Annotated in this window: 29 protein-coding genes and 1 pseudogene; 16 read left to right on the top strand and 14 right to left on the bottom strand. The window is 70.5% G+C overall.

Annotation, left to right across the window (positions count from 1 at the left end; all coding sequences use genetic code 11):
* Positions 1-34 precede the first annotated feature (34 nt).
* The 3 genes from ABCR83_RS03620 to ABCR83_RS03610 form a co-directional block, all read right to left on the bottom strand.
* Positions 35-1,066 carry an alanine racemase gene (locus tag ABCR83_RS03620; RefSeq protein WP_462693256.1) on the bottom strand — a complete coding sequence of 344 codons (1,032 nt, stop codon included), beginning with the start codon at positions 1,064-1,066 and terminating at the stop codon, positions 35-37.
* 45 nt (positions 1,067-1,111) lie between these two features.
* Entirely contained in the window at positions 1,112-2,230 is a 1,119-nt protein-coding gene (locus ABCR83_RS03615; RefSeq protein WP_462693254.1) for a lipid II:glycine glycyltransferase FemX, read from the bottom strand.
* Positions 2,231-2,331: 101 nt separating this feature from the next.
* Positions 2,332-2,661 (bottom strand): hypothetical protein, encoded by a 330-nt coding sequence (locus ABCR83_RS03610; protein WP_462693252.1) that lies wholly within the window; start codon positions 2,659-2,661, stop codon positions 2,332-2,334.
* A gap of 286 nt (positions 2,662-2,947) precedes the next feature.
* On the opposite strand from ABCR83_RS03610, the gene rpsF reads away from it, so the two are divergent.
* The 4 genes from rpsF (at position 2,948) to rplI (ending at position 4,698) form a co-directional block, all read left to right on the top strand.
* On the top strand, positions 2,948-3,238 hold the full coding sequence (rpsF, locus tag ABCR83_RS03605; protein WP_004950685.1) for a 30S ribosomal protein S6: 291 nt from the start codon (positions 2,948-2,950) through the stop codon (positions 3,236-3,238).
* A 78-nt stretch (positions 3,239-3,316) separates the two neighbouring features.
* Complete coding sequence (locus ABCR83_RS03600; protein WP_462693250.1) at positions 3,317-3,919, top strand: single-stranded DNA-binding protein; 603 nt, start codon at positions 3,317-3,319, stop codon at positions 3,917-3,919.
* Between the two features lie 77 nt (positions 3,920-3,996).
* Positions 3,997-4,233: a 30S ribosomal protein S18 gene (gene rpsR, locus ABCR83_RS03595; RefSeq protein ID WP_004950692.1), complete on the top strand. Its 237-nt coding sequence runs from the start codon at positions 3,997-3,999 to the stop codon at positions 4,231-4,233.
* Between the two features lie 18 nt (positions 4,234-4,251).
* Complete coding sequence (gene rplI / locus ABCR83_RS03590) at positions 4,252-4,698, top strand: 50S ribosomal protein L9 (RefSeq protein ID WP_462693248.1); 447 nt, start codon at positions 4,252-4,254, stop codon at positions 4,696-4,698.
* Positions 4,699-4,772: 74 nt separating this feature from the next.
* Here the strand turns inward: rplI and ABCR83_RS03585 are convergent, their stop codons facing one another.
* Positions 4,773-6,113 carry an MATE family efflux transporter gene (locus tag ABCR83_RS03585; protein WP_462693246.1) on the bottom strand — a complete coding sequence of 447 codons (1,341 nt, stop codon included), beginning with the start codon at positions 6,111-6,113 and terminating at the stop codon, positions 4,773-4,775.
* A gap of 483 nt (positions 6,114-6,596) precedes the next feature.
* Here ABCR83_RS03585 and dnaB point away from each other — a divergent pair, with 483 nt between their 5' ends.
* Positions 6,597-9,116 (top strand): replicative DNA helicase, encoded by a 2,520-nt coding sequence (gene dnaB / locus ABCR83_RS03580; RefSeq protein WP_462693244.1) that lies wholly within the window; start codon positions 6,597-6,599, stop codon positions 9,114-9,116.
* Positions 9,117-9,194: 78 nt separating this feature from the next.
* Here the strand turns inward: dnaB and dmpI are convergent.
* Positions 9,195-9,389 (bottom strand): annotated as a pseudogene (gene dmpI, locus ABCR83_RS03575) (4-oxalocrotonate tautomerase DmpI); the annotation flags it as partial.
* A gap of 180 nt (positions 9,390-9,569) precedes the next feature.
* Between dmpI and ABCR83_RS03570 the strand changes: the two are divergent.
* A complete protein-coding gene (locus ABCR83_RS03570; RefSeq protein WP_462693242.1) occupies positions 9,570-9,860 on the top strand; it encodes a GNAT family N-acetyltransferase in 291 nt (96 codons plus the stop codon).
* A 135-nt stretch (positions 9,861-9,995) separates the two neighbouring features.
* Here the strand turns inward: ABCR83_RS03570 and ABCR83_RS03565 are convergent, their stop codons facing one another.
* A complete protein-coding gene (locus ABCR83_RS03565) occupies positions 9,996-11,204 on the bottom strand; it encodes an MFS transporter (protein WP_462693240.1) in 1,209 nt (402 codons plus the stop codon).
* A gap of 2 nt (positions 11,205-11,206) precedes the next feature.
* Entirely contained in the window at positions 11,207-11,632 is a 426-nt protein-coding gene (locus tag ABCR83_RS03560; protein WP_462693369.1) for a carboxymuconolactone decarboxylase family protein, read from the bottom strand.
* A gap of 74 nt (positions 11,633-11,706) precedes the next feature.
* On the opposite strand from ABCR83_RS03560, the gene ABCR83_RS03555 reads away from it, so the two are divergent.
* The gene (locus ABCR83_RS03555; protein ID WP_462693238.1) at positions 11,707-12,951 is read left to right on the top strand and encodes an aminotransferase-like domain-containing protein; all 1,245 of its coding nucleotides are present in this window, start codon (positions 11,707-11,709) and stop codon (positions 12,949-12,951) included.
* 6 nt (positions 12,952-12,957) lie between these two features.
* Here ABCR83_RS03555 and ABCR83_RS03550 read toward each other — a convergent pair whose 3' ends face one another.
* Positions 12,958-13,314, bottom strand: a complete 357-nt coding sequence (locus ABCR83_RS03550) for a thioredoxin family protein (RefSeq protein ID WP_462693236.1) — start codon at positions 13,312-13,314, stop codon at positions 12,958-12,960.
* Entirely contained in the window at positions 13,311-13,784 is a 474-nt protein-coding gene (locus ABCR83_RS03545) for a MerR family transcriptional regulator (protein WP_462693234.1), read from the bottom strand. The genes ABCR83_RS03550 and ABCR83_RS03545 overlap by 4 nt, the downstream gene beginning before the upstream one ends.
* Positions 13,785-13,865: 81 nt before the next feature.
* On the opposite strand from ABCR83_RS03545, the gene ABCR83_RS03540 reads away from it, so the two are divergent.
* From ABCR83_RS03540 to ABCR83_RS03530, 3 genes are all read left to right on the top strand, one after another.
* Positions 13,866-15,260, top strand: a complete 1,395-nt coding sequence (locus ABCR83_RS03540) for a serine hydrolase domain-containing protein (RefSeq protein WP_462693232.1) — start codon at positions 13,866-13,868, stop codon at positions 15,258-15,260.
* Positions 15,261-15,269: 9 nt separating this feature from the next.
* Positions 15,270-16,385, top strand: a complete 1,116-nt coding sequence (locus tag ABCR83_RS03535; RefSeq protein WP_462693230.1) for a pyridoxal-phosphate-dependent aminotransferase family protein — start codon at positions 15,270-15,272, stop codon at positions 16,383-16,385.
* Positions 16,386-16,553: 168 nt separating this feature from the next.
* Entirely contained in the window at positions 16,554-17,345 is a 792-nt protein-coding gene (locus ABCR83_RS03530; protein WP_462693228.1) for a TetR/AcrR family transcriptional regulator, read from the top strand.
* Here the strand turns inward: ABCR83_RS03530 and ABCR83_RS03525 are convergent.
* Together ABCR83_RS03525 and ABCR83_RS03520 are read right to left on the bottom strand one after the other, a co-directional pair.
* Positions 17,329-17,781: an N-acetyltransferase family protein gene (locus tag ABCR83_RS03525; RefSeq protein ID WP_462693226.1), complete on the bottom strand. Its 453-nt coding sequence runs from the start codon at positions 17,779-17,781 to the stop codon at positions 17,329-17,331. The genes ABCR83_RS03530 and ABCR83_RS03525 overlap by 17 nt on opposite strands.
* A 31-nt stretch (positions 17,782-17,812) precedes the next feature.
* A complete protein-coding gene (locus ABCR83_RS03520) occupies positions 17,813-18,274 on the bottom strand; it encodes a MarR family winged helix-turn-helix transcriptional regulator (protein ID WP_462693224.1) in 462 nt (153 codons plus the stop codon).
* Between the two features lie 238 nt (positions 18,275-18,512).
* On the opposite strand from ABCR83_RS03520, the gene ABCR83_RS03515 reads away from it, so the two are divergent.
* From ABCR83_RS03515 to ABCR83_RS03500, 4 genes are all read left to right on the top strand, one after another.
* Positions 18,513-19,730 carry an MFS transporter gene (locus ABCR83_RS03515; protein ID WP_462693222.1) on the top strand — a complete coding sequence of 406 codons (1,218 nt, stop codon included), beginning with the start codon at positions 18,513-18,515 and terminating at the stop codon, positions 19,728-19,730.
* A gap of 64 nt (positions 19,731-19,794) precedes the next feature.
* Positions 19,795-20,427, top strand: a complete 633-nt coding sequence (locus ABCR83_RS03510) for an HAD family hydrolase (protein WP_462693220.1) — start codon at positions 19,795-19,797, stop codon at positions 20,425-20,427.
* A 591-nt stretch (positions 20,428-21,018) separates the two neighbouring features.
* Complete coding sequence (locus ABCR83_RS03505; protein ID WP_462693218.1) at positions 21,019-22,377, top strand: globin domain-containing protein; 1,359 nt, start codon at positions 21,019-21,021, stop codon at positions 22,375-22,377.
* A gap of 16 nt (positions 22,378-22,393) precedes the next feature.
* Complete coding sequence (locus ABCR83_RS03500; RefSeq protein WP_462693216.1) at positions 22,394-23,047, top strand: pyridoxamine 5'-phosphate oxidase family protein; 654 nt, start codon at positions 22,394-22,396, stop codon at positions 23,045-23,047.
* Positions 23,048-23,063: 16 nt separating this feature from the next.
* Here ABCR83_RS03500 and ABCR83_RS03495 read toward each other — a convergent pair whose 3' ends face one another.
* Positions 23,064-23,570, bottom strand: a complete 507-nt coding sequence (locus ABCR83_RS03495; protein ID WP_462693214.1) for an NUDIX domain-containing protein — start codon at positions 23,568-23,570, stop codon at positions 23,064-23,066.
* Positions 23,571-23,611: 41 nt separating this feature from the next.
* Positions 23,612-24,508: a LysR family transcriptional regulator gene (locus ABCR83_RS03490; protein ID WP_462693212.1), complete on the bottom strand. Its 897-nt coding sequence runs from the start codon at positions 24,506-24,508 to the stop codon at positions 23,612-23,614.
* A gap of 277 nt (positions 24,509-24,785) precedes the next feature.
* Here ABCR83_RS03490 and ABCR83_RS03485 point away from each other — a divergent pair, with 277 nt between their 5' ends.
* Entirely contained in the window at positions 24,786-25,019 is a 234-nt protein-coding gene (locus tag ABCR83_RS03485; protein WP_462693210.1) for a hypothetical protein, read from the top strand.
* 40 nt (positions 25,020-25,059) lie between these two features.
* Here ABCR83_RS03485 and ABCR83_RS03480 read toward each other — a convergent pair whose 3' ends face one another.
* Positions 25,060-25,446, bottom strand: coding sequence for a phage holin family protein (locus ABCR83_RS03480; RefSeq protein WP_462693208.1), 387 nt, complete (start codon positions 25,444-25,446; stop codon positions 25,060-25,062).
* 83 nt (positions 25,447-25,529) lie between these two features.
* Between ABCR83_RS03480 and ABCR83_RS03475 the strand changes: the two genes are divergently transcribed.
* On the top strand, positions 25,530-25,847 hold the full coding sequence (locus ABCR83_RS03475) for a cupin domain-containing protein (RefSeq protein ID WP_462693206.1): 318 nt from the start codon (positions 25,530-25,532) through the stop codon (positions 25,845-25,847).
* Positions 25,848-25,927: the final 80 nt, after the last annotated feature.

Here is a 25,927-nt window from a genome sequence, read left to right as displayed (position 1 = left end):
CCGCTGCCCCGGGCCCGGATTCCACGGGGGTGGATCAGTGGTCGAGCAACCGGTCGAACTGGGTGGTGGTGTGCCGCAGATGGGCCACCAGCTCGTCCCCGACCTGCGGGGCGGGTGCATCGTTCGGCACGAAGAGGATGGAGACCTGCATGTGCGGGGGCTCCGCGAACCAGCGCTGCTTGCCCGCCCAGACGAAGGGCGAGAGATTGCGGTTCATGGTGGCCAGGCCCGCGCGGGCGACGCCCTTGGCGCGAGGCATCATGCCGTGCAGCGCCTTCGGTGCCTCCAGGCCGACGCCGTGCGAGGTGCCCCCGGCCACCACCACGAGGCAGCCGTCGCCGGCGGTCTTCTGCTGGCGGTAGCCGAAGCGGTCCCCCTTGGAGACGGGGGTGACGTCCAGGACCGCGCCCCGGTACTGGGTGGCGTCGTGGTCGCCGAGCCACAGCCGGGTGCCGATCCGGGCGCGGAAGCGGGTCTGTGGGAACTGCTGTTGCAGCCGGGCGAGTTCATCGGCCTTGAGGTGGCTGACGAACATGGTGTGCAGCGGCAGATGGGCGGTGCGCAGCCGCTCCATCCAGGCGGCCACCTCGTCGACGGCGGTGGTGCCGTCGGCGCGGTCCAGCGGCAGGTGTATCGCAAAGCCCTCCAGGCGCACGTCCTCGATGGCGGCGTGCAGCTTGGGCAGGTCCTCCTCGCTGATGCCGTGTCGCTTCATGCTGCTCATGACCTCGACGACGACCCGGGCGCCGACCAGGCCGCGCACCCCCTCGACCGAGGAGACGGACCTGATGGCCCGGTCGGGCAGCGGGACGGGCTCCTCACCGAGCCGGAAGGGGGTGAGCACCAGGATGTCGCCGCCGAAGAGGTCCTTCATCCGGGCCGCTTCGTAGGTGGTGCCGACGGCGATGGTGTCCGCGCCGAAGCCGGTCACCTCCTCGGCCAGCCGTTCGTGGCCGAAGCCGTAGCCGTTGCCCTTGCAGACCGGGATGATGCCCGGGAACTGCTGGAGGACGGACTGCTGGTGTGCCCGCCAGCGCTGGGTGTCGACATAGAGCGTGAGCGCCATGGCCGGTCCCGGAACCTTTCCCTGAGTGTGGATGAAGCAGGTGGATCAGCGGCGCGACATATAGATGTCGAGAGCCTTGTGCAGCAGCTTGTTGAGTGGGAAGTCCCACTCGCCGAGGTATTCGGCGGCCTGCCCGCCGGTGCCCACCTTGAACTGGATCAGACCGAAGAGGTGGTCGCTCTCGTCGAGGGCGTCGCCGATGCCGCGCAGGTCGTAGACGCTCGCGCCCAGCGCGTAGGCGTCGCGCAGCATCCGCCACTGCATCGCGTTCGACGGGCGCACCTCGCGCTTGTGGTTGGCCGAGGCTCCGTAGGAGTACCAGACGTGTCCGCCGACGATCAGCATGGTCGCGGCGGCGACGGCCTCTCCCTCGTGGATGGCGAAGTACAGCCGCATGCGGTTGGGGTCCTCGGTGTTGAGGGCCGTCCACATGCGCTGGAAGTAACCGAGCGGCCGCGGGCGGAACTTGTCGCGCTCCGCGGTGATCTCATAGAGGTGCTGCCAGGTGGGCAGGTCCTCGTATCCGCCCTGGACGACCTCGACACCGGCCTTTTCGGCCTTTTTGATGTTGCGCCGCCACAGCTGGTTGAAGCCCTTGTGGACGTCCTCCAGGGAGCGGTTCTCCAGCGGTACCTGGAAGACATAGCGCGGTTGGACGTCGCCGAAGCCGGCCCCGCCGTCCTCGCCCTGCTGCCAGCCCATGCGGCGCAGTTTGTCGGCCACCTCGAAGGCGCGCGGCTCGATGTGGGTGGCCTCGACGTCACGCAGCCGCTTGGCGTCCGGGTCGGCGATGCCCGCCTTGATGGCGTTCGCGTCCCAGCGCCGGATGACGACGGGCGGGCCCATCTTCACGGAGAAGGCGCCCTGCTTCTTGAGGTGGGTCAGCATGGGCTGGAGCCAGTCCTCGAGGTTCGGGGCGTACCAGTTGATGACCGGGCCCTCGGGGAGGTAGGCCAGATACCGCTTGATCTTGGGGAGCTGGCGGTAGAGGACGAGGCCGGCGCCGACCAGCTGTCCGGCCCGGTCGAACCAGCCCAGGCTCTCCGAGCGCCACTCCGCCTTGACGTCCGCCCAGGCCGGAACCTGCATGTGACTGGCAGCGGGCAGACTCTGGATGTATGCCAGATGCTGCTCTCGGCTGATGGTCCTCAGGGTCAGGCTCATGCGGGGCGCTCCTCGGCAGGTTTGTCCCCAGGGTCGGGGCTCCGGCTCTCGCGCCGAAGCCTACTGCGACCGGGGAGCGCCCCGTTTGGGCGTACCGTCCGCTATCCGATCACACCGCCGAAGAGGCCGCCGTGTGCGATGCCGAGGAAGAGGCCGATGGCGGCGGCGCCGAGGCCGATGATCAGCAGGAAGCGCTCGCCGGTGGTGGCCGAGATGAACTGTCCCCAGGCCCCGGTGAGGACGCCCGCCAGCCCGCTCCAGGAGCTGAGCAGATGGAGGTCCTTGAAGGCCGAGGAGACAAAGGCGAGCGCGCCGAGCACGACCGTCAGCGCGACAAAGGTGTTCTCGACGGGATGCGGTTTGCCGTCGCTGTTGAGTATGGAGTTGATCAGGGCACGCAAGCCATGGGGTTGCCTGACCGCCTGTGTCATGGGTTACCTCCTCAAGGCAGGCGGCGCACTATGGCGCCGGTCACACCCGATGGGTACAGATTGTGGCCTCTGGCGGCCGGATTTCAACCGGAGGCCGAGGTGCGGGTACTCTGTACGGTCTGCATCGGTATCTGCCCAGACCCAGCCTCGTCCCAGGGGCTACCCAGGGGCTTCCCGCTGATCGTCTGCGCTGTTGTCAGTGTCGGCGGATACCGTTGTTCACGCATCACGACCCTCCTGCCACGGATCGACCGTGGCCGCTGAGTCCAAAGGAGGTGGGTTCCACATGCGTCACTACGAGGTGATGGTCATCCTCGACCCCGATCTCGAGGAGCGCGCTGTCTCCCCGCTGATCGAGAACTTCCTCTCCGTCGTCCGTGAGGGCAACGGAAAGGTCGAGAAGGTCGACACCTGGGGCCGTCGTCGTCTCGCTTACGAGATCAAGAAGAAGCCCGAGGGCATCTACTCGGTCATCGACCTGCAGGCCGAGCCTGCGGTCGTCAAGGAGCTCGACCGCCAGATGAACCTGAACGAGTCGGTCCTCCGGACCAAGGTCCTCCGTCCCGAGACCCACTGAACCCCACCGGTTCAGAGGTAATCGGGCTGTATCGCAACGAGTAGCAAGCAGCCAGCACACCCGCCGAGAGGTTCACCCATGGCAGGCGAGACCGTCATCACGGTCGTCGGCAATCTCGTCGACGACCCCGAGCTGCGCTTCACCCCGTCCGGTGCGGCGGTCGCGAAGTTCCGCGTCGCGTCCACTCCCCGCACCTTCGACCGCCAGACCAACGAATGGAAGGACGGCGAGAGCCTCTTCCTGACGTGCTCGGTGTGGCGGCAGGCGGCGGAGAACGTCGCCGAGTCGCTTCAGCGCGGCATGCGCGTCGTCGTGCAGGGCCGGCTCAAGCAGCGGTCCTACGAGGACCGCGAGGGCGTCAAGCGCACGGTCTACGAGCTCGACGTCGAAGAGGTCGGCCCCAGCCTGAAGAACGCCACGGCGAAGGTCACCAAGACCACCGGTCGCGGTGGCCAGGGTGGCTATGGCGGCGGCAACGGCGGTGGCCAGGGTGGCGGCTGGGGCTCCGGTCCCGGCGGTCAGCAGGGTGGTGGCGGGGCTCCCGCCGACGACCCGTGGGCCACTGGCGCTTCGTCCGGCGGCCAGCAGGGCGGCGGCGGAGGCGGCTGGGGCGGCGGCTCCGGCAACTCCGGCAACTCTGGCGGCTCCGCCGGCGGCTACTCCGACGAACCGCCCTTCTAGGCCCCATGGGCCCGGGCCGGCCATGCGCCGGTCCGAGGGCGACAGCACAAACTTCTTGATCACACTGGAGAGAGACAATGGCTAAGCCGCCCCCGCGCAAGCCTAAGAAGAAGGTCTGCGCGTTCTGCAAGGACAAGACCGCTTACGTGGACTACAAGGACACGAACATGCTGCGGAAGTTCATTTCCGACCGCGGCAAGATCCGTGCCCGTCGCGTGACCGGCAACTGCACTCAGCACCAGCGCGACGTCGCCACGGCCGTGAAGAACAGCCGTGAGATGGCGCTGCTGCCCTACACCTCGTCCGCGCGATAAGGGAAGGGTGACCAAGCAATGAAGATCATCCTCACCCACGAGGTCTCCGGCCTCGGCACCGCCGGTGACGTCGTCGACGTCAAGGACGGCTACGCCCGCAACTACCTGGTCCCGCGCGGTTTCGCGATCCGCTGGACCAAGGGTGGCGAGCAGGACGTCGCTCAGATCCGCCGCGGTCGCAAGATCCGTGAGATCGCCACGATCGAGCAGGCCACCGAGGTCAAGGGCCGGCTCGAGGGCGTCAAGGTCCGCCTGGTCGTCCGCGCCGGCGACGCCGGCCGTCTGTTCGGCTCCGTCACGCAGGCCGACATCGCTTCCGCGATCAAGGCTTCGGGCGGTCCCGAGGTGGACAAGCGCCGTGTCGAGGTGGGCTCGCCCATCAAGACCCTGGGCGCGCACCAGGTGTCCGTGCGTCTGCACGCCGACGTCGTCGCCAAGCTGGGCGTCGAGGTCGTCGCCGCGTAATCGCCGCGCTCGGCAGGACAGGTGAAGGGCCGCACCCGGCAGGGGTGCGGCCCTTCACCGTGCCGGCCGGCTGATCAGCCCCGTATCGCTCCGGTGACGATCCAGTGGCCGGACCGCGCTCGCAGCCAGAGCGTCAGCATCCGCGCCGACATCATCAGCGCCATCGCCCACCACAGGGCCGTGAGCCCGCCGCCCAGCGCTGGAATGAGCAGTGCGGCCGGCGCGAAGACGGCCAGGACCAGCAGCATCGCCCAGGCCAGGTAGGGTCCGTCCCCGGCGCCGGTCAGCACCCCGTCCAGGACGAAGACCACGCCGGCCACCGGCTGGGTGACGGCCACCACCAGCAGTGCGGGCAGCAGGGTGTCCCGCACCGCCGGGTCGGTGGTGAACAGCGGGATGAACAGCGGCCGGGCGGCCACCACCAGCACGCCCAGCAGCACGCCGGTGGCGATGCCCCACTGCACCATGCGGCGGCAGGCCTCGCGCGCTCCGGCGGCGTCTCCCGCGCCCAGCCGGTGGCCGATGATCGCCTGCCCGGCGATCGCGATCGAGTCCAGCGCGAAGGCCAGCAGATTCCACAGGGAGAGCACGATCTGGTGCCCGGCGATCTCGCTGTCACCGAGCCGGGCCGCGACCGCGGTCGCGATCATCAGCATGGCGCGCAGCGCGAGCGTGCGGACCAGCAGTGGCGCCCCGGCCTGGGCGCAGGCCCGGATGCCGGTGGCGTCGGGCCGCAACGAGGCCCCGTGCCGTCGCGCGCCCCGTACCACAACGGCGAGGTAGACGGCGGCCATGGCGGACTGGGCGATGACGGTGCCCCAGGCGGAACCGGCGATGCCCAGGCCGGCGCCGTAGACGAGGGCGAGGTTGAGTACGGCGTTGGCGGCGAAGCCGCCCACAGCGACATAGAGCGAGGTCCGGGTGTCCTGCAGCCCCCGCAGCACCCCGGTGGCGGCGAGCACCACGAGCATGGCGGGTATACCCAGCGCGCTGATCCGCAGGTAATCGGTGGCGTGCGGAGCGGCGGCCGGGGAGGCGCCGAAGAGTTCGACGAGCGCCGGTGCGGCGGGCAGGGCGACGAGGACGATCCCGGCACCGAGCAGCAGGGCGAGCCAGATGCCGTCCATGCCCTGCCGGATGGCCGCCCGGACGTCTCCGGCACCCAACCGCCGGGAGACCGCGGCGGTGGTGGCGAAGGCCAGGAAGACAAAGACGCCGACGACCGTGGTGAGCAGGGTCGCGGCGATGCCGAGCCCGGCGAGCTGGGGGGTGCCCAGGTGGCCCACGACGGCGCTGTCGGCCATGACGAACAGGGGCTCCGCGACCAGTGCGCCGAAGGCGGGCACGGCCAGGGCGAGGATCTCGCGGTCGGGTCGCCGGGCGGTGCGCCGCGGGCGCGGGAGGGCTTCGCTCACAGGTCCCATTCAATCTTCCACAGGTAATGATCGCAACTGGTTCTCATCACTTACTTGGCATCCCTGCCGGTGATCTTCTCTGCGCCGTTTGTCGTTATCTGGGCCCGGCCGGGAAAGTTTTTCTCCTCAACAGCCGGTGGATGACAGAAGTGCAGGTCAGAAGGGCAGTCTCGACTTGGCTGTGTGTTTGTCCACAGCGCTTTCCCCTGCCCTGTGCACAGGTTGAGGGGGGTTCTCCACAGGATGGCGCCTCTCATCCACATGCCCTGTGGATAACCAGATTGGCTGACGGTGCCCGCGGGCCTACCGTGGACCGGCGCCCGCCGTCTGTTCCCCTCACACGGACCCTTTGCCGGACCGTATGAGATCGGCACGAACTCGACGTGCCTTAACCGGAGTCGGGCGTCCTGTTTGTCGGAGCCGTGCCGTAAGAAAGAGAAGCACGGTGAGGTCCGCGTCGCGGACGGGAGGAGGTGCGGTGGGATGAGCGTCCCCGAGCCCATGGACGACCCCTGGGCCGACGGCGGCCCGGGCGACCGCCTCCCCTTCCCGCGCCGCGGTGACGGCAAGGGCCGCCGTGAGCAGCACGACCGGGGCGCCGACGACGGCTCCTGGCAGGGCCCGCAGGGCAGCGGCTTCGAGCGGGTGCCGCCCCAGGACATGGACGCCGAGCAGTCCGTGCTGGGCGGCATGCTGCTCTCCAAGGACGCCATCGCCGATGTCGTCGAGATCCTCAAGGGCAGCGACTTCTACAAGCCCGCGCATGAGACCGTCTACCAGGCGATCCTCGACCTCTACGCCAAGGGCGAGCCCGCCGACCCGATCACGGTGGCGGCCGAGCTCACCAAGCGCGGCGAGATCACCCGCGTCGGCGGCGCGTCCTATCTGCACACCCTGGTCCAGACCGTCCCGACCGCGGCCAACGCCGAGTACTACGCCGAGATCGTCCATGAACGCGCCGTGCTGCGTCGGCTGGTCGAGGCGGGCACCCGCATCACACAGATGGGATATGCGGCCGACGGCGATGTCGATGACATCGTCAACAATGCCCAGGCCGAGATCTACGCCGTCACCGAGCAGCGCACCAGCGAGGACTATCTGCCGCTCGGCGACATCATGGAGGGCGCGCTCGACGAGATCGAGGCCATCGGCTCGCGCAGCGGCCAGATGTCCGGCGTCCCCACCGGATTCACCGATCTCGACGCCCTGACCAATGGCCTCCACCCCGGCCAGATGATCGTCATCGCCGCCCGGCCGGCCATGGGCAAGGCGCTTGCTCTCGACACACCGCTGCCCACGCCCACCGGGTGGACCACGATGGGCGAAGTGCGGGTCGGAGACTTCCTGCTCGGCGCCGACGGCAAGCCGACGCGGGTGGTCGCCGCCACCGATGTCATGGCCGGCCGGCCCTGCTATGAGGTCGTTTTCGACGACGGGACAACGGTCGTCGCCGACGCGGATCACCAGTGGCTCACCGACACCCGTGCCTCCCGCAGGTCCGCCCAGGAGCGCGGCCCGGAGCGCCGGACGGTCTTCGCCTCGGTCAGGACGACAAAGGAGATCGCCGAGACAGTGCGTTGTGGCACCGACCAGCGGATGAACCATTCGGTGCGCAACACGGTCGCTCTCGAACTGCCGCCCAGGGAGCTTCCGGTCCCGCCCTACACGTTTGGTGCCTGGCTGGGCGACGGCCACAGCGACGCGGCCCGGATCACCGCGGCGGACCCGGAGGTCTTGCAGCGCATCTCGACCACGTGTGTCGACTGCGGTGCGGTGTGCTCCTCGCCTTATGCCACACCCCGGTGTCAGCCGTGCACGCGCAGCCATGGCAGTTTGCTCGTCACGCTGCGGGCCATGGGCGTTCTGGGCAACAAGCACATCCCGCAGGACTATCTGCGCGGCTCCGTGACTCAGCGAAGAGCGCTGCTCGCCGGTCTGCTGGATACGGATGGAACGGTCAACAGGACTGGGTCCGTGCAGTTCGCGGTCACCAACAAGGCGCTTGCGGACGGGTTCTGTGAGCTGATCGCCGGCCTCGGATACCGATGGGGAAGGCAGACCAGGGTCGTCAAGGGACGTTCGGCAAGCTCCTCTGTCGTGTATGTGACCACCTTCACACCCACCGAGGACGTCTTCGGACTGGAGCGCAAGCGGGAGGTGCACGAGAACCGCCGACGCCCCGCCACACCCAGGCTGGGGCAGCGGTTTGTCGCCGAGGTCCGAGAGGTCGCGAGTGTTCCCGTCCGTTGCGTTCAGGTGGACAGCGCGGATCACATGTACCTGGCCACCCGATCGATGGTCCCCACGCACAATTCCACCCTGGCTCTGGACTTCGCACGCGCCTGCTCGATCAAGAGCAACCTGCCCAGCGTGATCTTCTCCCTCGAAATGGGTCGCAATGAGATCGCGATGCGGCTTCTCTCAGCCGAGGCCCGGGTCGCCCTGCACCACATGCGTTCGGGCTCCATGACCGACGAGGACTGGACCCGCCTGGCGCGCCGCATGCCCGATGTCTCCGCCGCCCCGCTCTACATCGACGACTCCCCGAACCTGTCGATGATGGAGATCCGCGCCAAGTGCCGACGCCTCAAGCAGCGCAATGACCTCAAGCTCATCGTCATCGACTATCTGCAGCTGATGCAGTCCGGCGGTGCCCGGCGTCCCGAGAGCCGCCAGCAGGAAGTCTCGGACATGTCCCGTAACCTCAAGCTCCTCGCCAAGGAGCTGGAGGTTCCGGTCATCGCGCTGTCCCAGCTGAACCGTGGTCCCGAGCAGCGTACGGACAAGAAGCCGATGGTCTCCGACCTTCGCGAGTCGGGTTCGATCGAACAGGATGCCGATATGGTCATCCTGTTGCACCGCGAAGACGCCTACGAGAAGGAGTCTCCCCGTGCGGGCGAGGCGGACCTGATCGTGGCCAAGCACCGTAACGGCCCGACGGCCACGATCACGGTGGCGTTCCAGGGGCACTACTCGCGCTTTGTGGACATGGCGCAGACCTGATCGGCGACTGGCGATCCCGGATCGTGGTCATGGCAAACCCACCTGCCGGGTCCACGGAGAGCCGGTGCGGACCTGGTGTCACTTGTCGGCGGCGAGCCTGCCGCCGACGCCGAAGCTGTCGGTGGGGGTCTCCTCGATGAAGACCATCACCGTCTCGGCCGGTATCTGATAGGTCTCGACGAAGGCGTCGGTGATCTTCTTGATCAGCTCCCGCTTGAGCTCGACGTCGCGGGGGCCCTGCTGAATGGTCACTGCGGGCATGACTGCCTCCTGGTCTTTCTTGGTGCCGTACGGCTTGTGCCGTGGCGTAGGACCAGTTCACCGCCTCGGGCCATGGCGATCAAGACATAATTGGTCTGTACATTCATTGCGGATCGTGATGAGCGATCAAGGAACGTCCGGCGCCCGGCAATTGGGGTGCGGCCCCGTTTCCCGCGTGGTATCCACCCCGCCATGGGCGATCTTGTGACAGCGCGCCTCATACTCCACCCGATGACCGTCGCGGAGGCGGAACGGGTGGCGGCGGGCAGGCCGGGCGACGGCGATCGGTGGGCGCCCGGATACCCCGACCCCGGCGATGTGGAATCGGCGACCGATTTCCTCAACCACTGTGCGGCCACCGGAAATCCCCGGCCGTTCGGGGACTACGAGATCAGGCGCCGCGAGGACGGACAGGTGATCGGCAGCCCGGGTTTCAACCGGCCTCCGGACGAGCGCGGCTGGTCGGTCAGGACGAGCGGGTGAAGTACTACGAGATCGCCCTGGGTCGATTCTTGTGCCCGAGCTGTTCGCGATCACCAGCGGGTGGATCACCGAGCCGGAGGAGGCCGCCGCCCGGGCCGACCCCCGGCGAACCGTGCCGTATGCCGCCCCCGGCGGTCAGTTCGCCGCGGTCCGCCCCCGCGTCCCCAGCACCAGCAGTGACGCCAGCACCGTGAGCCCCCCGCCGATCCACAGCACTCCGCTCGCCGTGAAGCCGTCCACCGCGAGGCCGCCGAACAGTGCGCCCAGGGCGATCGACAGGTTGAACACGGCGACATAGAGGGACGACGCGGCCTCGGTCGCCTCCGGGGCGGCCTTGAGGACCCAGGTCTGCAGGCTGACCGGCACCGCGCCGTAGCCGAGCCCCCAGAGGATCAACAGGGCCGCCGCGGCCGGCGTTCCGCCGCCGTCGGCCAGGGCGAGGGCGGCCATGGCCGCGGTGAGGACCGCGCCGATGCCGATGACGACTTGGCGGACATGCCGGGTGACCAGCGATCCGGCGATGAAGTTGCCGGTGATCCCGGCTACCCCGAAGACCAGCAGCAGCACGCCGACCATGCCGCCGTCGATGCCGCCGTCCCGCAGGACCGGGCGGAGAAAGGTGTAGGCGATGAAGTGGCCCGTGATGATCAGGAAGGTGACGGCGATGCCGATCCGCACCCCGGAGTTGCCGGCGAACAGCCGGGGCAGGTCGGCCAGGGTGCTGGTCCGGGTGGCGGGCAGCTTGGGCAGCAGGAAGACCATGCAGGTCAGGGCTGCCAGGCCGAGCAGTCCCACGGCCGCGAAGGCGGTCCGCCAGCCGCTGAGGTCGCCCAGCAGGGTGCCGGTGGGCACCCCGAGCACGGACGCCGTCTCAACACCGCCGAAGATCACGGCGGTTGCCCGGCCGACGTGCTCCTCCGGCACCAGCCGCAGGGCGATGCCCCCGGCGATCGCCCAGAAGCCGCCGACGCTGATGCCGATGAGGAAACGGGCGGCCAGCACCACGGCGAAGTGGGGCGCGAAGGCGGACGCCAGATTGGCGGCGCCCACGATGCCTATCAGCACCACCAGCACCAGGCGCCGGTCGATGCGGCCGGTGGCCACGGTGACCAGGGGCGCCGAGACCGCGGCGACCAGGCCGGGCACGGTGACCATCAGACCGGCCGTCCCCTCGGACACGTCCAGCGCGGAGGCGACCGGGGTGAGCAGGCCGACGGGCAGCAGCTCGGAGGTCATCAGGGAGAAGATGCCCAGCGTCACGGCCAGGACGGCCGCCCACCCCTTCAGCGGCGAGCGGGCGCCGTCGGTGGCGGGGCGGGCGGCCGGAGCGTCGGTCGCGGTCATCGTCACTCCGTGCCCGGTGTCTTGCGGGTGGTGACATTCATCCGGTTCCACACATTGACCGTGAAGATCACGGAGATCAGCTGGGCCAGCCGCTGCTCGTCGAAGTGCCGGGCGGCCAGGTCGTACACGTCGTCCGGCACGCCGCCCGGCAGCAGGGTGACGGCCTCGGTCAGGGCGAGCGCGGCCCGCTCCGCGGCGGTGAAGAGGTGGGAATCCTCCCAGGCGCTGAGCTGGTAGATCCGCTCCTCGGTCTCGCCCGCCTTGCGGGCGTCCCTGGTGTGGTAGTCGATGCAGTAGGTGCAGCGGTTGAGCTGCGAGGCGCGGATCTGGACCAGTTCGAGGACGACCGGGTCGAGCCCCGCCCGGGCTGCGGCGTCCAGGGCCAGGACGGCCTTGTAGACCTTGGGGGCGACGGCGTGGAAGTTCATGCGCTCGGTGCTGTGGGTCTCTGTCATGGGTTCTACCGTAGGAGCAGAAGCGACCATGGGCAGGGTGCATTGGCATGGCAGAAAATTGGGCCAATTTCCGGGCCGCCCTCGGCGCTGACCTGCGGCTGGAGCGGTCCGGCCCGGGCAGCCCCCGGGCCCGGCTGAAGAGCGCCCTGCACGAGGCGGTGCGCGGCGGCCGGCTGCCGCCCGGAACCCGGCTGCCGCCCCCGTTGGCCCACAGTCTGCTGCAGGGGCAGCCGGATGCCGCGTCCTTCCCCCGCGCCGCCTGGCTGACCGCCGCCCGCCGGGCCCTGAACGCCGCGCCCAACGAGGCCTTCGGCCCCGGCGATCCACAGGGCCGCGGCGAGCTGCGCCGGGCGCTGGCCGGATACCTCGCCCGCGCCCGTGGGGTGCGCGCCGACCCCGGCCGGATCGTCATCACCTCCGGTTTCGCGCACGCCCTGCGGCTGCTGTGCGACGGGGTGCTGCGCGGCACGGTGGCGGTGGAGGCATACGGTCTGGACTTCCACCGGGAGATCCTGGCCGCCGCCGGGCTGCGCACCGTGCCCCTGCCGGTGGACGAACACGGCGCGCTGACCGGCGAGTTGGCGGCGTTCAAGGGCGTACGGGCGGCACTGCTCACCCCCGCGCACCAGTTCCCGACCGGCGGCCCGCTGCACCCCCGGCGGCGTGCGGCGGCCGTCGACTGGGCGCGGGCGGGGGCCGGGCGGCTGGTGCTGGAGGACGACTACGACGGGGAGTTCCGCTACGACCGGCAGCCGGTCGGCGCCGTACAGGGGCTCGACCCCGAGCGGGTGGTCTACCTCGGTTCGGTCAGCAAGAGCCTGTCACCCGCGGTGCGTTTGGGCTGGATGGTGCTTCCCGGCCGGCTGGTCGACGGCATCCTCGAGTCGAAGGGCGACCGGGAGGGGTGGACCAGCATCCCGGAGCAGCTGACCCTGGCGGAGTTCATCGACTCCGGCGCCTACGACCGGCATGTCCGCCGGATGCGCCAGTGCTACCGCGACCGCCGCGACCGGCTGGTCGCCACGCTCGCGGAGCGCACCCCGCACATCCGGGTCTCCGGCATCGCCGCCGGGCTGCACGCGGTGCTCCAACTGCCGCCCGGCACCGAGCGGTCCGTGGTACGGGCCGGTGCCCGGCGCGGGCCGGCGCTCGAGGGGCCGGCCGCCTGCCGCCACCCCGACGGCGGTCCGGCTCCGTACGACGGCCTGGTGGTCGGCTATGCCACCCCGCCCGACCACGCCTTCCCGGAGCTGCTGGACGCACTGTGCCGGACGCTGCCCCCGATGCCCTGAATCGCCCTACCCGGGGGCGATCCAGGGCAGCTCGGAGGACAGCTCATGGCGCAGCCGGCGCCCCGGGCGGGCGCCGACCACGGACAGCACCGGGCCGCCGTGCCGGAAGAGCATCAGGGTCGGCATGGACAGCACCCCATGGGCCGCCTGGGTCGCGGGGTTGGTGTCCACATCAAGCCGGACGATCTTCAATCGGCCCGCCTCCTCCATCGCCAGCCGGTCGAGCACCGGCTCTATCTGGCGGCAGGGCGGGCACCAGTCGGCGGTGAAGTCCACCAGGACGGGCAGCTCCGAGGCGAGTACCTCCTGGGCGAAGGTGGCATCGGTGACGGTGGTGACCGATGCGAGGGATGTTTCGGTCATGCTGTGCTCCCTTGCTCGATGTCCGGTGGGGCAGCGGGTGTCCGATGAACCGGCCCGGGCCGCGCGCTGCCGGGCGCGGCGCCCCCGAGCTCGCAGCGCGGCGGCGGTCCGCCCGGCAGCTCGGCCTCGGCGCGCGCCAGCTGGGTGCCGACCTCGGCCCGTACCTGTTGGAGCCGTTCGATGCAGGCGTCCAGCTCCGCCAGCTTGCGGCGGTAGACCTCCAGGGACGGCGGGCAGGAGTCGCCCGCCGGGTGACCGGCGCGCAGGCACTCCACAAACGGACGGGTGTCCTCCAGGCCGAAACCGAAGTCCTGGAGCGTGCGGATCTGGCGCAGCAGGCGCAGATCCTCCTCGTCGTAGCTGCGGTAACCATTGCCGGTGCGGCGGGCGGGCAGCAGTCCCAGGGACTCGTAGTGCCGCAGGGCACGTGTGCTGATGCCCGCTCGCTGGGCCAGTTCCCCGATGCGCATGGAACGACCGTAGACCTTGACGCGGACGTCAAGGCCAGCACGTTGCCATGCCGATCCGCGATCAGTGTCTAGGGTGCGGCAATGACCACTTCACGCGATGCACATGATGCATATGAGGAGTTCGCCGAGCCCTTGCCCGCCACCCGCCGTGCCCTGCTGCACCGGGCGGCCGTCGCCCAGGCGGCGGGCCGGGCGCCCGCTTTGGTGGCCGCGGTGGCGCGGGACGGCCGGATGGTGTGGTCGGCCGGGCGGGGTGCCGTGGGCGGGGCGGTGCCGGGCGCCGACACGCAGTACCGCATCGGCTCGATCACCAAGACCTTTGTCGCGGTCCTGGTGCTGCGGCTGCGCGACGAGGGGCTGCTCGACCTGGGCGATCCGCTGGGCAAGCACCTGGACGCCCCGGAGGCCGGCGAGGCGACCATCGCCCAACTCCTGTCGCACAGCGCCGGATTGGCCGCGGAGGCGGCCGGGCCGTGGTGGGAGCGCACGGACGGGGCGCTGCGCCCCGAGCTCGCCGACCTCTTCGGTGAGCGGCCGGAGCGGCATCCGGTGGGGCGGCTCCACCACTACTCCAACCCCGGATATGCGCTGCTCGGCGCGCTGATCGAGCGGCTGCGCGGGGAGAGCTGGTACGCGGTGCTGCGCCGTGAGGTGCTGCTGCCGCTCGGCATGGCGCGGACGACCTACGCACCCCAGGCGCCGCACGCGGACGGCTGGGCCGTGCACCCTTGGGCGGACGCCCTGCTCCCGGAACCCGCCACGGACACCGGCCGGATGGCACCGGCCGGGCAGCTGTGGTCAACGGCGGGCGATCTCTGCCGTTTCGCCGGGTTCCTGCTGAACGGGGACGAGCGGGTGCTCGCCGCCGGGACATTGGCGGAGATGCGGCGGCCGGCGGCCGAGCCCATGGGCCCGGACTGGTCGGGCGGCTATGGGCTCGGCGTGCAACTGCTGCGTTCCAAGGGGCGGTTGCTGTGCGGTCACACCGGTTCGATGCCGGGGTTCGTGGCGACGCTCTGGGCGAGCGAGGAGGAAGGGACCGCGGCGGTCGTGCTGGCCAATGTGACCTCCGGTGCGCTGGGGACGGTGGGGACGGATCTGGTGCATCTGCTCGCCCGCCAGGAACCGCACATTCCGGCCTCTTGGCGCCCGCTCGGGGAGGTGGATCCGGGGCTGCTGGAGCTGACCGGCCCCTGGTACTGGGGAGCGAGCCCGCTGGCCCTGCGGCTGCACGCGGACCGGGGCCTGGAGCTGTCCCCGCTCGGCGGCCCCGGCCGCGCGGCGCGCTTCCGCGCGGAGCGGGACGGGACCTGGACCGGGCTGGACGGGTACTACGCGGGGGAGACGCTCAAGGTGGTCCGCGCCGCGGACGGCACGCCGAGCCACCTGGACATCGGTACGTTCGTCCTCACCCGGGAGCCGTACCCGCCCGGTGGCCCGGTGCCCGGCGGGGTGGACGAGGGCGGCTGGCGTTAGGGTCCGCACGTGACAGTGAACCTGCTTGACCTCCCGCCCCTGACCGCCGGCCGTTTCGCCCGCATCGAAGACAAGGTCGCCGCGCTGATGGGCACCGGCGAGACCGTCATCGCGACCCAGGGGGAGGCGCTGCTGCCGCTGGAGGCGTGCATCCGCTCGGCCGTGCGCCCCGGCAGCACCGCGCTCAACGTCATCACCGGCCCCTATGGCGAGACCTTCGGTGGCTGGCTGCGCTCCTGTGGCGCCGAGGTGGTCACGGTGGAGGCGCCGTTCAGCGGGGCGGCGAGCCCGGAGCGGATCGCGCAGGCGCTGCGCGCCCATCCCGCGATCGACTTCGTCAGCCTGGTCCACGCCGAGGCGGCGACCGGCAACACCAACCCGGTCGCCGAGATCGGTGCGGTGGTGCGCGAGCATGGTGCGCTGCTGATGCTGGACGCGGTCGCCTCGGTGGCCGCGGAGCCGCTGCGCACCGACGAATGGGGCGTCGACCTGTGTGTCATCGGCGGGCAGAAGGCGATGGCGGGCCCGGCAGGTGTGTCGGCGGTGTCGGTCGGCGCCCGGGCCTGGGAGCGGATCGCCGCCAATGAGCGGGCGCCCCGGCACTCGTACCTCTCCCTCCTGGACTGGAAGGAGCGCTGGATCGACGGCGGGCGCAGGGTGCTTCCGCACGCCCCGGCGCAGCTGGAGATGCTGGCCCTGGAGCAGGCCGCCGACCGGATCGAGGAGACCGGCCTGGACACCGTCATCGCCCGCCACCACGCCGCCAAGTCGGCGACCCGGGCGGGTGTTCGGGCGCTGGGCGGACTGTCCCCCTATGTGGTCCGGGACGAGGACGCCGCCCCCGTCGCGACCACGCTGCGCGCGCCGACGGGCGTGGACGCCCGGGAGGTGGTCCGCGCGGCCCTGGCCTGCGACGGCTCGGTGCCCGTACAGGCGGCGGGCGGGGCGCTCGCCAAGGAGATGATCCGGGTCAATCACTACGGCCAGGCGGCGGACCGGGCGGTGGTGCTCGCTTCCCTGGCGGCGCTGGGCGAGGCGCTGTGCACGCTGGGCGTCCCGGTGGCGGAGCGGGACGAGGCCCGCGCGGTGGCGGGCGCGGCCTGGGACGCGGTGACCATGGGCTGATCCATTCCGCAGCGAAGAAGCCGTGGCCGGTGCCTGCGCACCGGTCGCGGCTTTTTTAGTGCTCTACGACTTTTAGTGCCTTTTGGTGCCACTGCCCGTCCCGCTCAACTGCCCGGATAGAATCGGAACACCCAGCCCGTTTGGCCCGGCACCCCGGAGGATCCCCGCATGGCCCGAAACCCCGAGCCGGGCGCCCCGCCGGAGCGGCCCGCCGCCCCCGTCCGGGCCGACGCCCGCCGTAACCGGGCGCTGGTGCTGGAGGCGGCCCGATCGGCCTTCCGGGAGGCCGGGTTGGCGGTGCCGGTCGGGGAGATCGCCCGCCGGGCGGGCGTCGGGGCGGGCACTGTCTACCGCCATTTCCCCTCCAAGGACGCCCTGTTCAGGGCGACCGTGGTGGACAGGGTGCGGCTCTTCACGGACACCGCAAGGGAGTTGGCGGAGGCCGAGGACCCCGGTGCGGTGTTCTTCCGCCATCTGACGGCGGTGGTCCGGCTGTCGGCCCGGGACAAGGGGCTCTGTGACGCCCTGGAGGCGAGCGCCGAGGGGCGGTTCGAGCCGTCCCCGGCCGTCGAGGGGGACTTCCGGGCCGCGCTGTCCGTCCTGCTGGCCCGGGCCCAACAGGCCGGTGCCGTACGCCGGGACGTGATCTTGGACGATGTGCTGGCCCTGCTCCTGGGGTGCCTGTCGATGGAGCAGCGGCGGGGTCCGTCCGGGGTGCCCGGGAGGCTGACGGTGCTGGCCTGCGACAGCCTCCGCCCCGGGCGCAACGTAACGAAACTGCCCCCGATTCCGGCCGCCGACCGTAACGAAACGGGGTGCGCGGTGTGCGGCGGGCGGCTCCCGCCCGCGCGCACCGGCCGGCCCGCCCGGTACTGCGGTGGCGCCTGTCGGCAGAAGGCCCACCGCGCGCGGGCCCGGTCCCGTACTACAGCCCGGTCCCGTACTACAGGGCGTACTTGAAGCCGAGGTGCGAGGCCTCGAAGCCCAGCCGCTCATAGAAGCGGTGGGCGTCCACCCGGGTGGCGTCCGAGGTGAGCTGCACCAGCGCGCAGCCCTCGCGGCGGGAGGCGTCGATCGCCCACTCGATGAGCTGGGTGCCCAGTCCGCCGCCCCGTTCCTCGGCGTGGATGCGCACCCCCTCGATGATCGAGCGCGTCGCACCGCGCCGGGACAGGCCCGCTATGAAGGTGAGCTGGAGGGTGCCTATCGGGCGGCCGTCCCGCACGGCGACCACCAGGTGCTGGTTGGGGTCTCCGTCCAGGGCGGCGAGGGCGGCCCGGTAGGGGGCCAGGTCCTCGGGGGATTCCCGCTGGGCGCCGAGGGGGTCGTCGGCCAGCAGGGCCACGATGGCGGGGATGTCGTCGGCAGTCGCGCGCCGGATCTCGATGTTGCTCATGGACCGGACCCTATGCGCAGGCCGGGGCGGGTTACGAGGCTGGAGCGAGAGATTCCACAACGGCCACCAGGGGTGCCAACTCGGCCCGCTGCGAGGCCTCCTGGAGCGCCTCGCGCAGTGCCCCGTCATTGGTCGGCCGGGCCTCCTCGAGGAGGGCGAGGCCCGCGGGCGTGACATCGGTGTAGATGCCGCGGCGGTCGGTGAGGCAGAGGTAGCGGGTCAGCAGGCCGCGGTCCTCCAGCCGGTTGACCAGCCGGGTGGTGGCGCTCTGGCTGAGCACCATGGCATCGGCGACCTCGTTCATCCGCAGGTGGCCGCCCTCGCCGCTGTGCTGGCGGCTGAGCACGTCCAGCACCCCGAACTCGCGCACGCTCAGCCCGTGCCGGGACTGGAGCGCCCGCTCGATGTGCGCCTCGAGCCGGCCGTGCAGCGCGGAGAGCGCGCACCAGCCCTGTGCCAGGCCCGTCAGAGCGGGATCCAGGGTGCGGGGCATGGGGCCCTCCTTCGGATCGGAGTACATCGGAGTACGTCGGAGTGCATCGGAGTACGGGGGTGCGGGGACCGTCCGGGACCAGGGTAGCCCCTTGCTGCAATATCACGCGCTTGCAAGTAGTGCGCGTCTGCAATTATTGTTTACGCCGGTAGGGCTCTGCCGCAAAGAGGTGAGGGGATCGTTCCCGTCTCCTCCGCTCCTCCCGACCCTCCGTCCCCGACCGAAGGATCTCCCCGCAATGCCCCTCGCCCTCCTGGCGCTCGCCATCGGCGCCTTCGGTATCGGCACCACCGAGTTTGTGGTCTCCGGCCTGCTCCCCGAGGTGGCGGACGAATTCGGCGTCTCCATCCCCACTGCCGGCTATCTGACCACCGGGTATGCGCTCGGGGTGGTCATCGGCGCCCCGATCCTGGCGATCATCGGCAGCCGGGTCGAGCGCAAGCGCATGCTGATGTTCCTGATGGCGCTGTTCACCGTGGGCAATGCGCTCTCCGCCGTGGCGCCTAATTTCGGGGTGATGCTCGCCGGGCGCATCATCGCCTCGCTGGCGCACGGCGCCTTCTTCGGCATCGGTTCGATCGTCGCCTCCGGGCTGGTCGCCCCGCAGAAGAGGGCGGGCGCGATCGCGATGATGTTCACCGGACTGACGCTCTCCAATGTGGTCGGTGTGCCACCGGCCACCCTGCTCGGTCAGCACGCGGGCTGGCGCATCACCTTTGGCATCATCGCCGGGCTCGGACTGCTCGCCATGCTGGGCGTCGCCACGCTGGTGCCCCGCCAGGAGCGGCCCGAACGCACCGCGATCAGCCATGAGTTCGGGGCCTTCCGCAAGCCCCAGGTGCTGCTCGCGATGGCGATGACCGTCCTGGGCTTCGGCGGCGTCTTCACCATGAGCACCTACATCACACCGATGATGACCGAGGTCACGGGCTTTGCACCGGGCTCCATGACCTGGCTGCTGGTCCTCTTCGGCCTTGGCATGTTCATCAGCAACCTCATCAGCGGCAGGTTCACCGACCGGGCCCTGATGCCCATGCTCTATACGGGCCTCGGCGGCCTGGCGGTCACCCTCGCCCTGATGCCCCTGGCCGCGCACAGCAAGCTCGCGGCGATCATCGCCATCCCGCTGATCAGCGGCTTCGGCTTCGCCACCGTCCCGCCGTTGCAGAAGCGGGTGTTGGACCACACGGCGGACGCACCGACGCTCGCCTCCGCCGTCAACATCGGCGCCTTCAACCTGGGCAACGCCATCGCCGCCTGGCTGGGCGGCCTGGTCATCTCGGCCGGGCTGGGCTACACCGCACCCAATGTGGCCGGCGCGGGAATGGCGGCCGCCGCGCTGGTCCTCGCCCTGGTGTCGGCGGGGCTCGAGCGGCGTACGGGCGGGAACGGCGGCCGCATCGTGGCACGCTCGGCGGCGACGGCGGAACAGGAGGCAGCCGCCGCCGGGCGCTGATCCCCGGGCAGCAGAGCAAGATTGCGTAGGCGCACTCCGGTTGACTGCGCCTACGCTCATGACCATGAGCAGACTGCACTTGTTCGACCTCGACGGAACCTTGATCCATGGCTCGGCGGCCGCGCTGGAGATATCCCGGCAGCTGGGGCTGGAACGCGAAATCGACGCCGTGGAACGGGCCTTCGCGGCCGGGGAGCTGACCCCGGCCGGGTTCGCCGCGGCGGCCTGCGAGCTCTGGGGGCCGGACCTGACCGAAGCGGCGGTCGAGGCCGCCTTCCAGGGCGCCCCCTGGCTGGACGGCATCAAGGACGTATGGGCGGACATCGCGGCGCGGGGCGAGCGCTGCGCAGTGATCTCGTTGTCCCCGGGCTTCTTTGTGGAACGCCTGCTCGCCTGGGGCGCCGATGCGGCCCATGGCTCGCGCTGGCCCGAAATGCCGTTCCGGGAGCCGGTGGACCCGGCGGGCATCCTCAGCGCCGAGGCGAAGGTCCGGATCGCCGATGAACTGTGCGAGGCATACGGACTGAGCCGCGCCGACTGCGTGGCCTACGGCGACTCGATGTCCGACGCCCGGCTGTTCGCCGCCGTCCCGGTGTCGGTGGCGGTGAACGCCGACCACCATGTGCGCGATCTCGCCACGCACGCCTACAACGGCCGTGACCTGCGGGAGGCTTACGCCCTGGCAGCCGGTTCATGAGGGCACGGCCCGCCCTTGAAGCACCCCGTCCTTGAAGTACCGATGCCGCGGCGCTCGACGGGCTGCGCCGTCATGAGCCGGTCACTCTAACCTCAACCATGGCCGCGACGCGCGGAGTTCCGGCAAATCCTCCACTGCCGGGCAACAGGTGGCATGCTGCGCGGACTGGAACACCCAACGGGGAATCGCGGGCACTTCCGGGGACACCGGAGTGCGCAGACCGACCGAGATGTTCGAGGCGAGGATTCGATGGACGCTCCGAGCCGCCCGTCGGCCGAAGGCGGCGGTGGGGGAACTCCCCCGTCCGCTCCCCCTGCCGTACGGGCCGTGGGGGAGAGCCGTGGAGGCGAATGGGGCTGGTTCAGCCCATCCGACCCGGCTCCCGGGAGAACCGCCGCAACGGCCGCCCAGACAGCCACCGGGCCGGACACCGGGCGGAGCACCGGGCCGGGCGACGGGCCGGGCGACGGCCCCAACGCCCGTCCGGGCACTGGCAGCAGGCCGGGGACGCCGCCGCCCGGTGGCGCGCCCGGGGGTGTCCCCCGGCGGCAGGGGACTCCGCCCGGGGCTCCGGGGCACCGGGTGCCCCAGGTGCCTCAGGAAGCCCTGGAACACCAGCGCCCGGCCGAACCCGGCGAGGGCCCGGCCGACTTGTCCCACCGCCATGACGACGCGAGGGGCCCTTCGGCCACGGACCCCGTTGCCGCCCCTGCACCCCACCAGCCACCGGCCGCCCCGCCGGACACTCCCCAGCCGGACACTCCCCAGAACGCGGCGCCGGCCGCAACCGCACCCCCCGACGCCGTCCTCATCCGGCGCACCATGACCGAGATCGAGCCCATCGCCGACAAGGTCACCTCGTACTTCTATGCGCTGCTCTTCCTCCACCACCCCGATCTGCGACCGCTGTTCCCGCCCGCCATGGACACCCAGCGGGACCGGCTCTTCAAGGCCCTGCTGACCGCCGCCCAACTCGCCGACAACCTCTCGGAACTTGCCGACTACCTCGCCCAACTCGGCCGAGGACACCGCAAATACGGCACCCGGCCCGAGCACTACCCCGCCGTGGGCGAGGCCCTCATCGGCGCCCTCACCCGGTATGCGACGGACACCTGGAGCGAGGAGACGCAGGCCGCCTGGGTACGCGTCTACACCCTGATCTCCCAGACCATGATCGACGCGGCCGCCGATGACGAACTGCGCTCCCCGGCCTGGTGGCACGCCGAGATCGTCACCCATGAACTGCGCACGCCGGACGTGGCCGTCGTGACCGTGCGGCCCGATCAGCCCTACCCCTTCCTCGCCGGACAGTATGCGAGCCTGGAAACCCCCTGGTGGCCGCGCATATGGCGGCACTACTCCTTCTCCTGCGCCCCCCGGCGGGACGGGCTGCTCTCCTTCCATGTCAAGGCCGTGCCGGCCGGCTGGGTCTCCGGCGCCCTGGTCCATCGCGCCCGCCCCGGCGATGTGCTGCGGCTCGGACCTCCTGCCGGTTCCATGATTGTGGACCACACCACTGACAACGGCCTGTTGTGCCTGGGCGGGGGCACCGGCATCGCCCCCATGAAGGCGCTGGTCGAGGACGTCGCCGAGCACGGCGGCAGCCGTCCGGTCGAGGTGTTCTACGGCGCACGCCACGACGGCGACCTCTATGACATGGACACCCTGCTGAACCTGGAACGCCGGCACGCCTGGCTGTCGGTCCGCCCGGTGGTCTCGCACGGTCCGTCCCTCCCCCGTTGCCCGGACGACACGGGAGGTACCCCCATTCTGAGCGGCCAACTGCCGCACATCATCCGGCGGTACGGCCCGTGGAACGCGTATGACGCCTATCTGTCCGGTCCACCGGCAATGATTCGCAGCGGTGTGGACACCCTGGTCGGTATCGGCATACCGTCCCACCGAATACGCCACGACTCCATCGACGAGCTCCTGGCGGCGGCGAGCTGATCCGGGCGGTGGTCTGATGACGGTGGGGAACTCCTGGGACATGACCGTGGAGGAGCGGATCCCCGCCCCACCGCCGGGCAGCGACGGCGAACACGCGCTCCAGCAGCGGCTCGGCACCGCCGAGCGCGCCGCCCGCTTCTACGGCGAGCAGGTGCTGTCCCAGGTGAACGGGCGGATGCGGGAGTTCATCGGCCGGCAGGAGATGTTCTTCCTGGCCACCGCCGACCGGCGGGGCGAGTGCGACAGCACCTTCCGGGCCGGTCCGCCCGGCTTTCTGCGGGTGCTGGACGAACGCACCCTCGCCTACCCGGAATACCGGGGCAACGGCGTGCTGGCGAGCCTGGGCAACATCGAGGAGAACCCGCACGTCGGCATTCTGCTGATGGATTTCTTCCGGGACCGGATCGGGTTGCACATCAACGGCCGGGCCCGGGTGGTGGAGGACGCGATGCTGCGAACGGCCCACCCGGGGCTGCCGGTTGACGGGATACCCGGCCGCCGTGCCCTGGTGTGGGTGGAGGTCACGGTGGAAGAGGCCTATATCCACTGCGCCAAGCACATCCCCCGCCTCCACCGTGCGGCGGAACGGGAGGGCAGGGCCTGGGGCACGGATGACACCCGCCGCAAGGGCGGCGACTTCTTCGGCGCCGCGGCGGAGCGTCAGGGGTGAGCGGGCGCACCGCCGTTCACCCCAGGTCGTCCGCGAGCAGCGCCCGCACACCCTCGATGTTCGCGGCGAGATAGGCGCGCAGCGACGGCGGTACCACCTCCACCGAGGCGATTCCCGCACGGGTGAAGGGGATGCCCACCACCTCGTACGTCCCACGCGGCTCGTCCACTTCGGGACCGTGCCGCAGTGAGAGGTCCATCGACGCCAGTCGGCAGACGAAGAAGTGCTGCACCTTCACGCCGTGGGCGGCAATGGGGGTGCCACCCGTGCCGTGCCGGACGGTGTCCACAAAGGCGGGCACCACGTCGGCCACCTTCGCCCCCAGCTCCTCGTCCACTTCGCGGTGCAGCGCGGCGACGACCGTGTCGTCCTCCGGCTCCACACCCCCGCCGGGGGTGATCCAGTACGGGGCCTGGCCGGGTTTGGTGCGCTTGATGAGGATCAGTTCGAGATCGTCGGAGCCCGGGTCACCGGCGAGCAGAATGGCGCGGGCAGTGCGTTTGACCACTGGTCGTACGGTCATAAGCGACATCTGCCGCGCCCGACACTCGGTGAAACCCCTTCTCACCACGAAACGGCAGCACGCAGCAGCCACTCATGGGCTCGTGCCAGATGGGGGAAGGCCAGCGTTCCGGTCCGTACCACCAGGAAGTAGGTGCGCAGCGGGGGCACGGGCGGGTTGAGGAGCGCCACCACCTCCCCGGTGTCGAGCGCCTCGGCGCACAGGTACCGGGGGAGTACCCCGATGCCGGCCCCGGCGGCCACACAGGAGAGCACGGCCCGCAGGTCGGGGGCGATGACGGCGCCGGTGGTGATGGGCTTGGTGTCGAAGACGGCGGTCCAGTAGCGGGTGACGAAGGGCAGGCTCTCATGGACCTCCACCACCGGCAGGTGTTCCAGGACGCCCACGCCCTTGTCGCGCACCACGGCCGCCCCGCCGAGGCGTGCGGCCCAGCGCGGGGCGCCGATCAGCACATGTTCCTCGTCGCAGAGCGGGGTGGCGGTGAGCAGCCGTCCGCGCGGGCGGGAGGTGGTGATCGCCAGCTCGTGGTGCCCGGCGGCGAGGCCCTCGAAGAGGTCCTCGGCCATGCCGTGCGCGGCGCGTACCGTCAGCCCCTGGGCGATCAGGGGGGTGAGCGCGGGCAGCGCGCGCAGGGCGGTGAATTCGGGCGGACCGGCCAGGTGCAGGGTGCGGTGCGGCCATTGGTCGTCGAGGCCCGATTCGGTGATCTCCAGCAGGGCGTCGACATGGGGGGCGATTTTGTGCGCGAGTTCATCGCCGAGGGTGGTGGGGACGACGCCGCGCGCCTTGCGCAGGAAGAGCGGATGGCCGAGCTGCCGCTCCAACGTCCTTATCTGGCCGGTCACCGCGGGCTGGGACAGCCCCAGGAGGGCGGCCGCGCGGGTGAAGGAACCCGCCCGGTGGACCGTGACGAATGTGCGTAAGAGGGTCAGATCCATGCTGTCTCCCCGGCTCGCCCGCCACCGACCGTAGAGGAACTATAAATAAGTCGATAGGGCTGTGTCGCCAGGGTGATTGGACACTGACGCAGAGTCAACTAGCCTGAGACGCGCGGCTCTTCCTCACGGGAGACCGGGGCGGCTCGAGCCAAGAGGGGGGAGGCTCGAGCCGTCCTTCCATGCCGTTCCGTTCCCGGGGCCTGTCGGTCCCGTCCGTTCGGCGCCGCCGCCTGTGGCAGGCTGGAGTGCGAGCCGACTCCCGGGCGAGGAGCGAGAGATGGACGGACACCCCTGGCGCTCGCCGGCCCTGCCGGGTGAGCCGCCCTGCTACACGACCGACACCTGCGCGGGCTGCGGGGCGATCGTGCACGGCATTCACGGCCGGTGGACCTGTGCCGCCTGCGGGGCCTGCAGCCCGTACCAGGAGCCTCCGGAGGGTTGGGCCACGGAGATCACCCCAGGGGAACTGGCCGCCAACACCGTGGGGTACGACCGGCGGCCGGGAGCGTAGGCCCGCTGGGGGGCGGTCCTTGGTCGGTCCTTGTCGTCGGTCAGTCCTTGTCGTCGGGCAGGATCACATGCATCGCCCAGGCGACGATGGACACGATCACGCCGCCGACCAGGGCCGACCAGAAGTTGGCCACATGGAAGTGGAGATCGAGCCGGCCCGCCACATAGCTCGTCAGCAGCAGCATCAAGGCGTTGATCACCAGGGTGATCAGGCCGAGGGTGAGGATGAAGAGCGGGAGGGACAGGAACTTCACGATCGGCTTGACGACGAAGTTCACCACGCCGAAGACGAGCGCCACGGCGAGCAGTGTGAAGGCCTTCTTGGCCGTGGTGTCACCGGCGTGCGCCATGGTGATGCCCTTGAGCAGCCAGACGGCGACTGCCAGGGCCGCCGCGTTGGCGATCGTCTTGACTACAAAGTTCTTCATACGTGAGATCGTGGCAGACGGCACCGACAGGTGGGACGGGCGCGATCGGACAAGCGGCGGTCGCGCGGAACGGGAGACAGCGCATGAAGGCGTTCCGGCTTGACGAGCTGGAGGCGGAGCGGGTCGCGAACAGCGGCGCTTATCTGCAGTTCCTGCGGGAACGGAACATGTCGGCCGGGCTCTATGCGCTGGACGCGGGGAGCACGGACCCGCAGGGGCCGCATGCGCAGGACGAGGTGTATTTGGTGATGAGCGGCCGGGCGTCGATCACGGTCGGGGCGGAGACGACCGAGGTGGCGCGGGGCAGCGTGGTGTATGTGCCGGCCGGTATCACCCATCGCTTCCATCACATCAGTGAGGACCTCAGGGTTCTGGTGATCTTCTCTCCGCCTGAGAGCTGACCGTGACCCTGGCCGTCCCGTAGGGGAACGTTCAGGGACCTACGGGGGCCGGCAGGCCCCCATGGGGCCCCTGGTCCGTC

Source organism: Streptomyces xingningensis, from assembly GCF_054957865.1.
Note: the sequence above shows the minus strand (reverse complement) of the source record. Positions and strands in the feature narration are given on the sequence as shown.

Coding starts and splice junctions, on each gene's coding strand:
- ABCR83_RS03545 (WP_462693234.1), bottom strand. CDS start 13,784: ATGCGCATCGGGGAACTGGCCCAGCGAGCGGGCATCAGCACACGTGCC.
- rpsF (WP_004950685.1), top strand. CDS start 2,948: ATGCGTCACTACGAGGTGATGGTCATCCTCGACCCCGATCTCGAGGAG.
- ABCR83_RS03610 (WP_462693252.1), bottom strand. CDS start 2,661: ATGACACAGGCGGTCAGGCAACCCCATGGCTTGCGTGCCCTGATCAAC.
- ABCR83_RS03525 (WP_462693226.1), bottom strand. CDS start 17,781: ATGAGCAACATCGAGATCCGGCGCGCGACTGCCGACGACATCCCCGCC.
- ABCR83_RS03560 (WP_462693369.1), bottom strand. CDS start 11,632: ATGAACTTCCACGCCGTCGCCCCCAAGGTCTACAAGGCCGTCCTGGCC.
- ABCR83_RS03490 (WP_462693212.1), bottom strand. CDS start 24,508: ATGGATCTGACCCTCTTACGCACATTCGTCACGGTCCACCGGGCGGGT.
- ABCR83_RS03530 (WP_462693228.1), top strand. CDS start 16,554: ATGGCCCGAAACCCCGAGCCGGGCGCCCCGCCGGAGCGGCCCGCCGCC.
- ABCR83_RS03520 (WP_462693224.1), bottom strand. CDS start 18,274: ATGCCCCGCACCCTGGATCCCGCTCTGACGGGCCTGGCACAGGGCTGG.
- ABCR83_RS03600 (WP_462693250.1), top strand. CDS start 3,317: ATGGCAGGCGAGACCGTCATCACGGTCGTCGGCAATCTCGTCGACGAC.
- ABCR83_RS03480 (WP_462693208.1), bottom strand. CDS start 25,446: ATGAAGAACTTTGTAGTCAAGACGATCGCCAACGCGGCGGCCCTGGCA.
- ABCR83_RS03475 (WP_462693206.1), top strand. CDS start 25,530: ATGAAGGCGTTCCGGCTTGACGAGCTGGAGGCGGAGCGGGTCGCGAAC.
- ABCR83_RS03615 (WP_462693254.1), bottom strand. CDS start 2,230: ATGAGCCTGACCCTGAGGACCATCAGCCGAGAGCAGCATCTGGCATAC.
- ABCR83_RS03500 (WP_462693216.1), top strand. CDS start 22,394: ATGACGGTGGGGAACTCCTGGGACATGACCGTGGAGGAGCGGATCCCC.
- ABCR83_RS03495 (WP_462693214.1), bottom strand. CDS start 23,570: ATGACCGTACGACCAGTGGTCAAACGCACTGCCCGCGCCATTCTGCTC.
- ABCR83_RS03565 (WP_462693240.1), bottom strand. CDS start 11,204: ATGACCGCGACCGACGCTCCGGCCGCCCGCCCCGCCACCGACGGCGCC.
- ABCR83_RS03540 (WP_462693232.1), top strand. CDS start 13,866: ATGACCACTTCACGCGATGCACATGATGCATATGAGGAGTTCGCCGAG.
- ABCR83_RS03555 (WP_462693238.1), top strand. CDS start 11,707: ATGGCAGAAAATTGGGCCAATTTCCGGGCCGCCCTCGGCGCTGACCTG.
- ABCR83_RS03550 (WP_462693236.1), bottom strand. CDS start 13,314: ATGACCGAAACATCCCTCGCATCGGTCACCACCGTCACCGATGCCACC.
- ABCR83_RS03485 (WP_462693210.1), top strand. CDS start 24,786: ATGGACGGACACCCCTGGCGCTCGCCGGCCCTGCCGGGTGAGCCGCCC.
- ABCR83_RS03515 (WP_462693222.1), top strand. CDS start 18,513: ATGCCCCTCGCCCTCCTGGCGCTCGCCATCGGCGCCTTCGGTATCGGC.
- rplI (WP_462693248.1), top strand. CDS start 4,252: ATGAAGATCATCCTCACCCACGAGGTCTCCGGCCTCGGCACCGCCGGT.
- ABCR83_RS03620 (WP_462693256.1), bottom strand. CDS start 1,066: ATGGCGCTCACGCTCTATGTCGACACCCAGCGCTGGCGGGCACACCAG.
- ABCR83_RS03570 (WP_462693242.1), top strand. CDS start 9,570: ATGGGCGATCTTGTGACAGCGCGCCTCATACTCCACCCGATGACCGTC.
- rpsR (WP_004950692.1), top strand. CDS start 3,997: ATGGCTAAGCCGCCCCCGCGCAAGCCTAAGAAGAAGGTCTGCGCGTTC.
- dnaB (WP_462693244.1), top strand. CDS start 6,597: ATGAGCGTCCCCGAGCCCATGGACGACCCCTGGGCCGACGGCGGCCCG.
- ABCR83_RS03510 (WP_462693220.1), top strand. CDS start 19,795: ATGAGCAGACTGCACTTGTTCGACCTCGACGGAACCTTGATCCATGGC.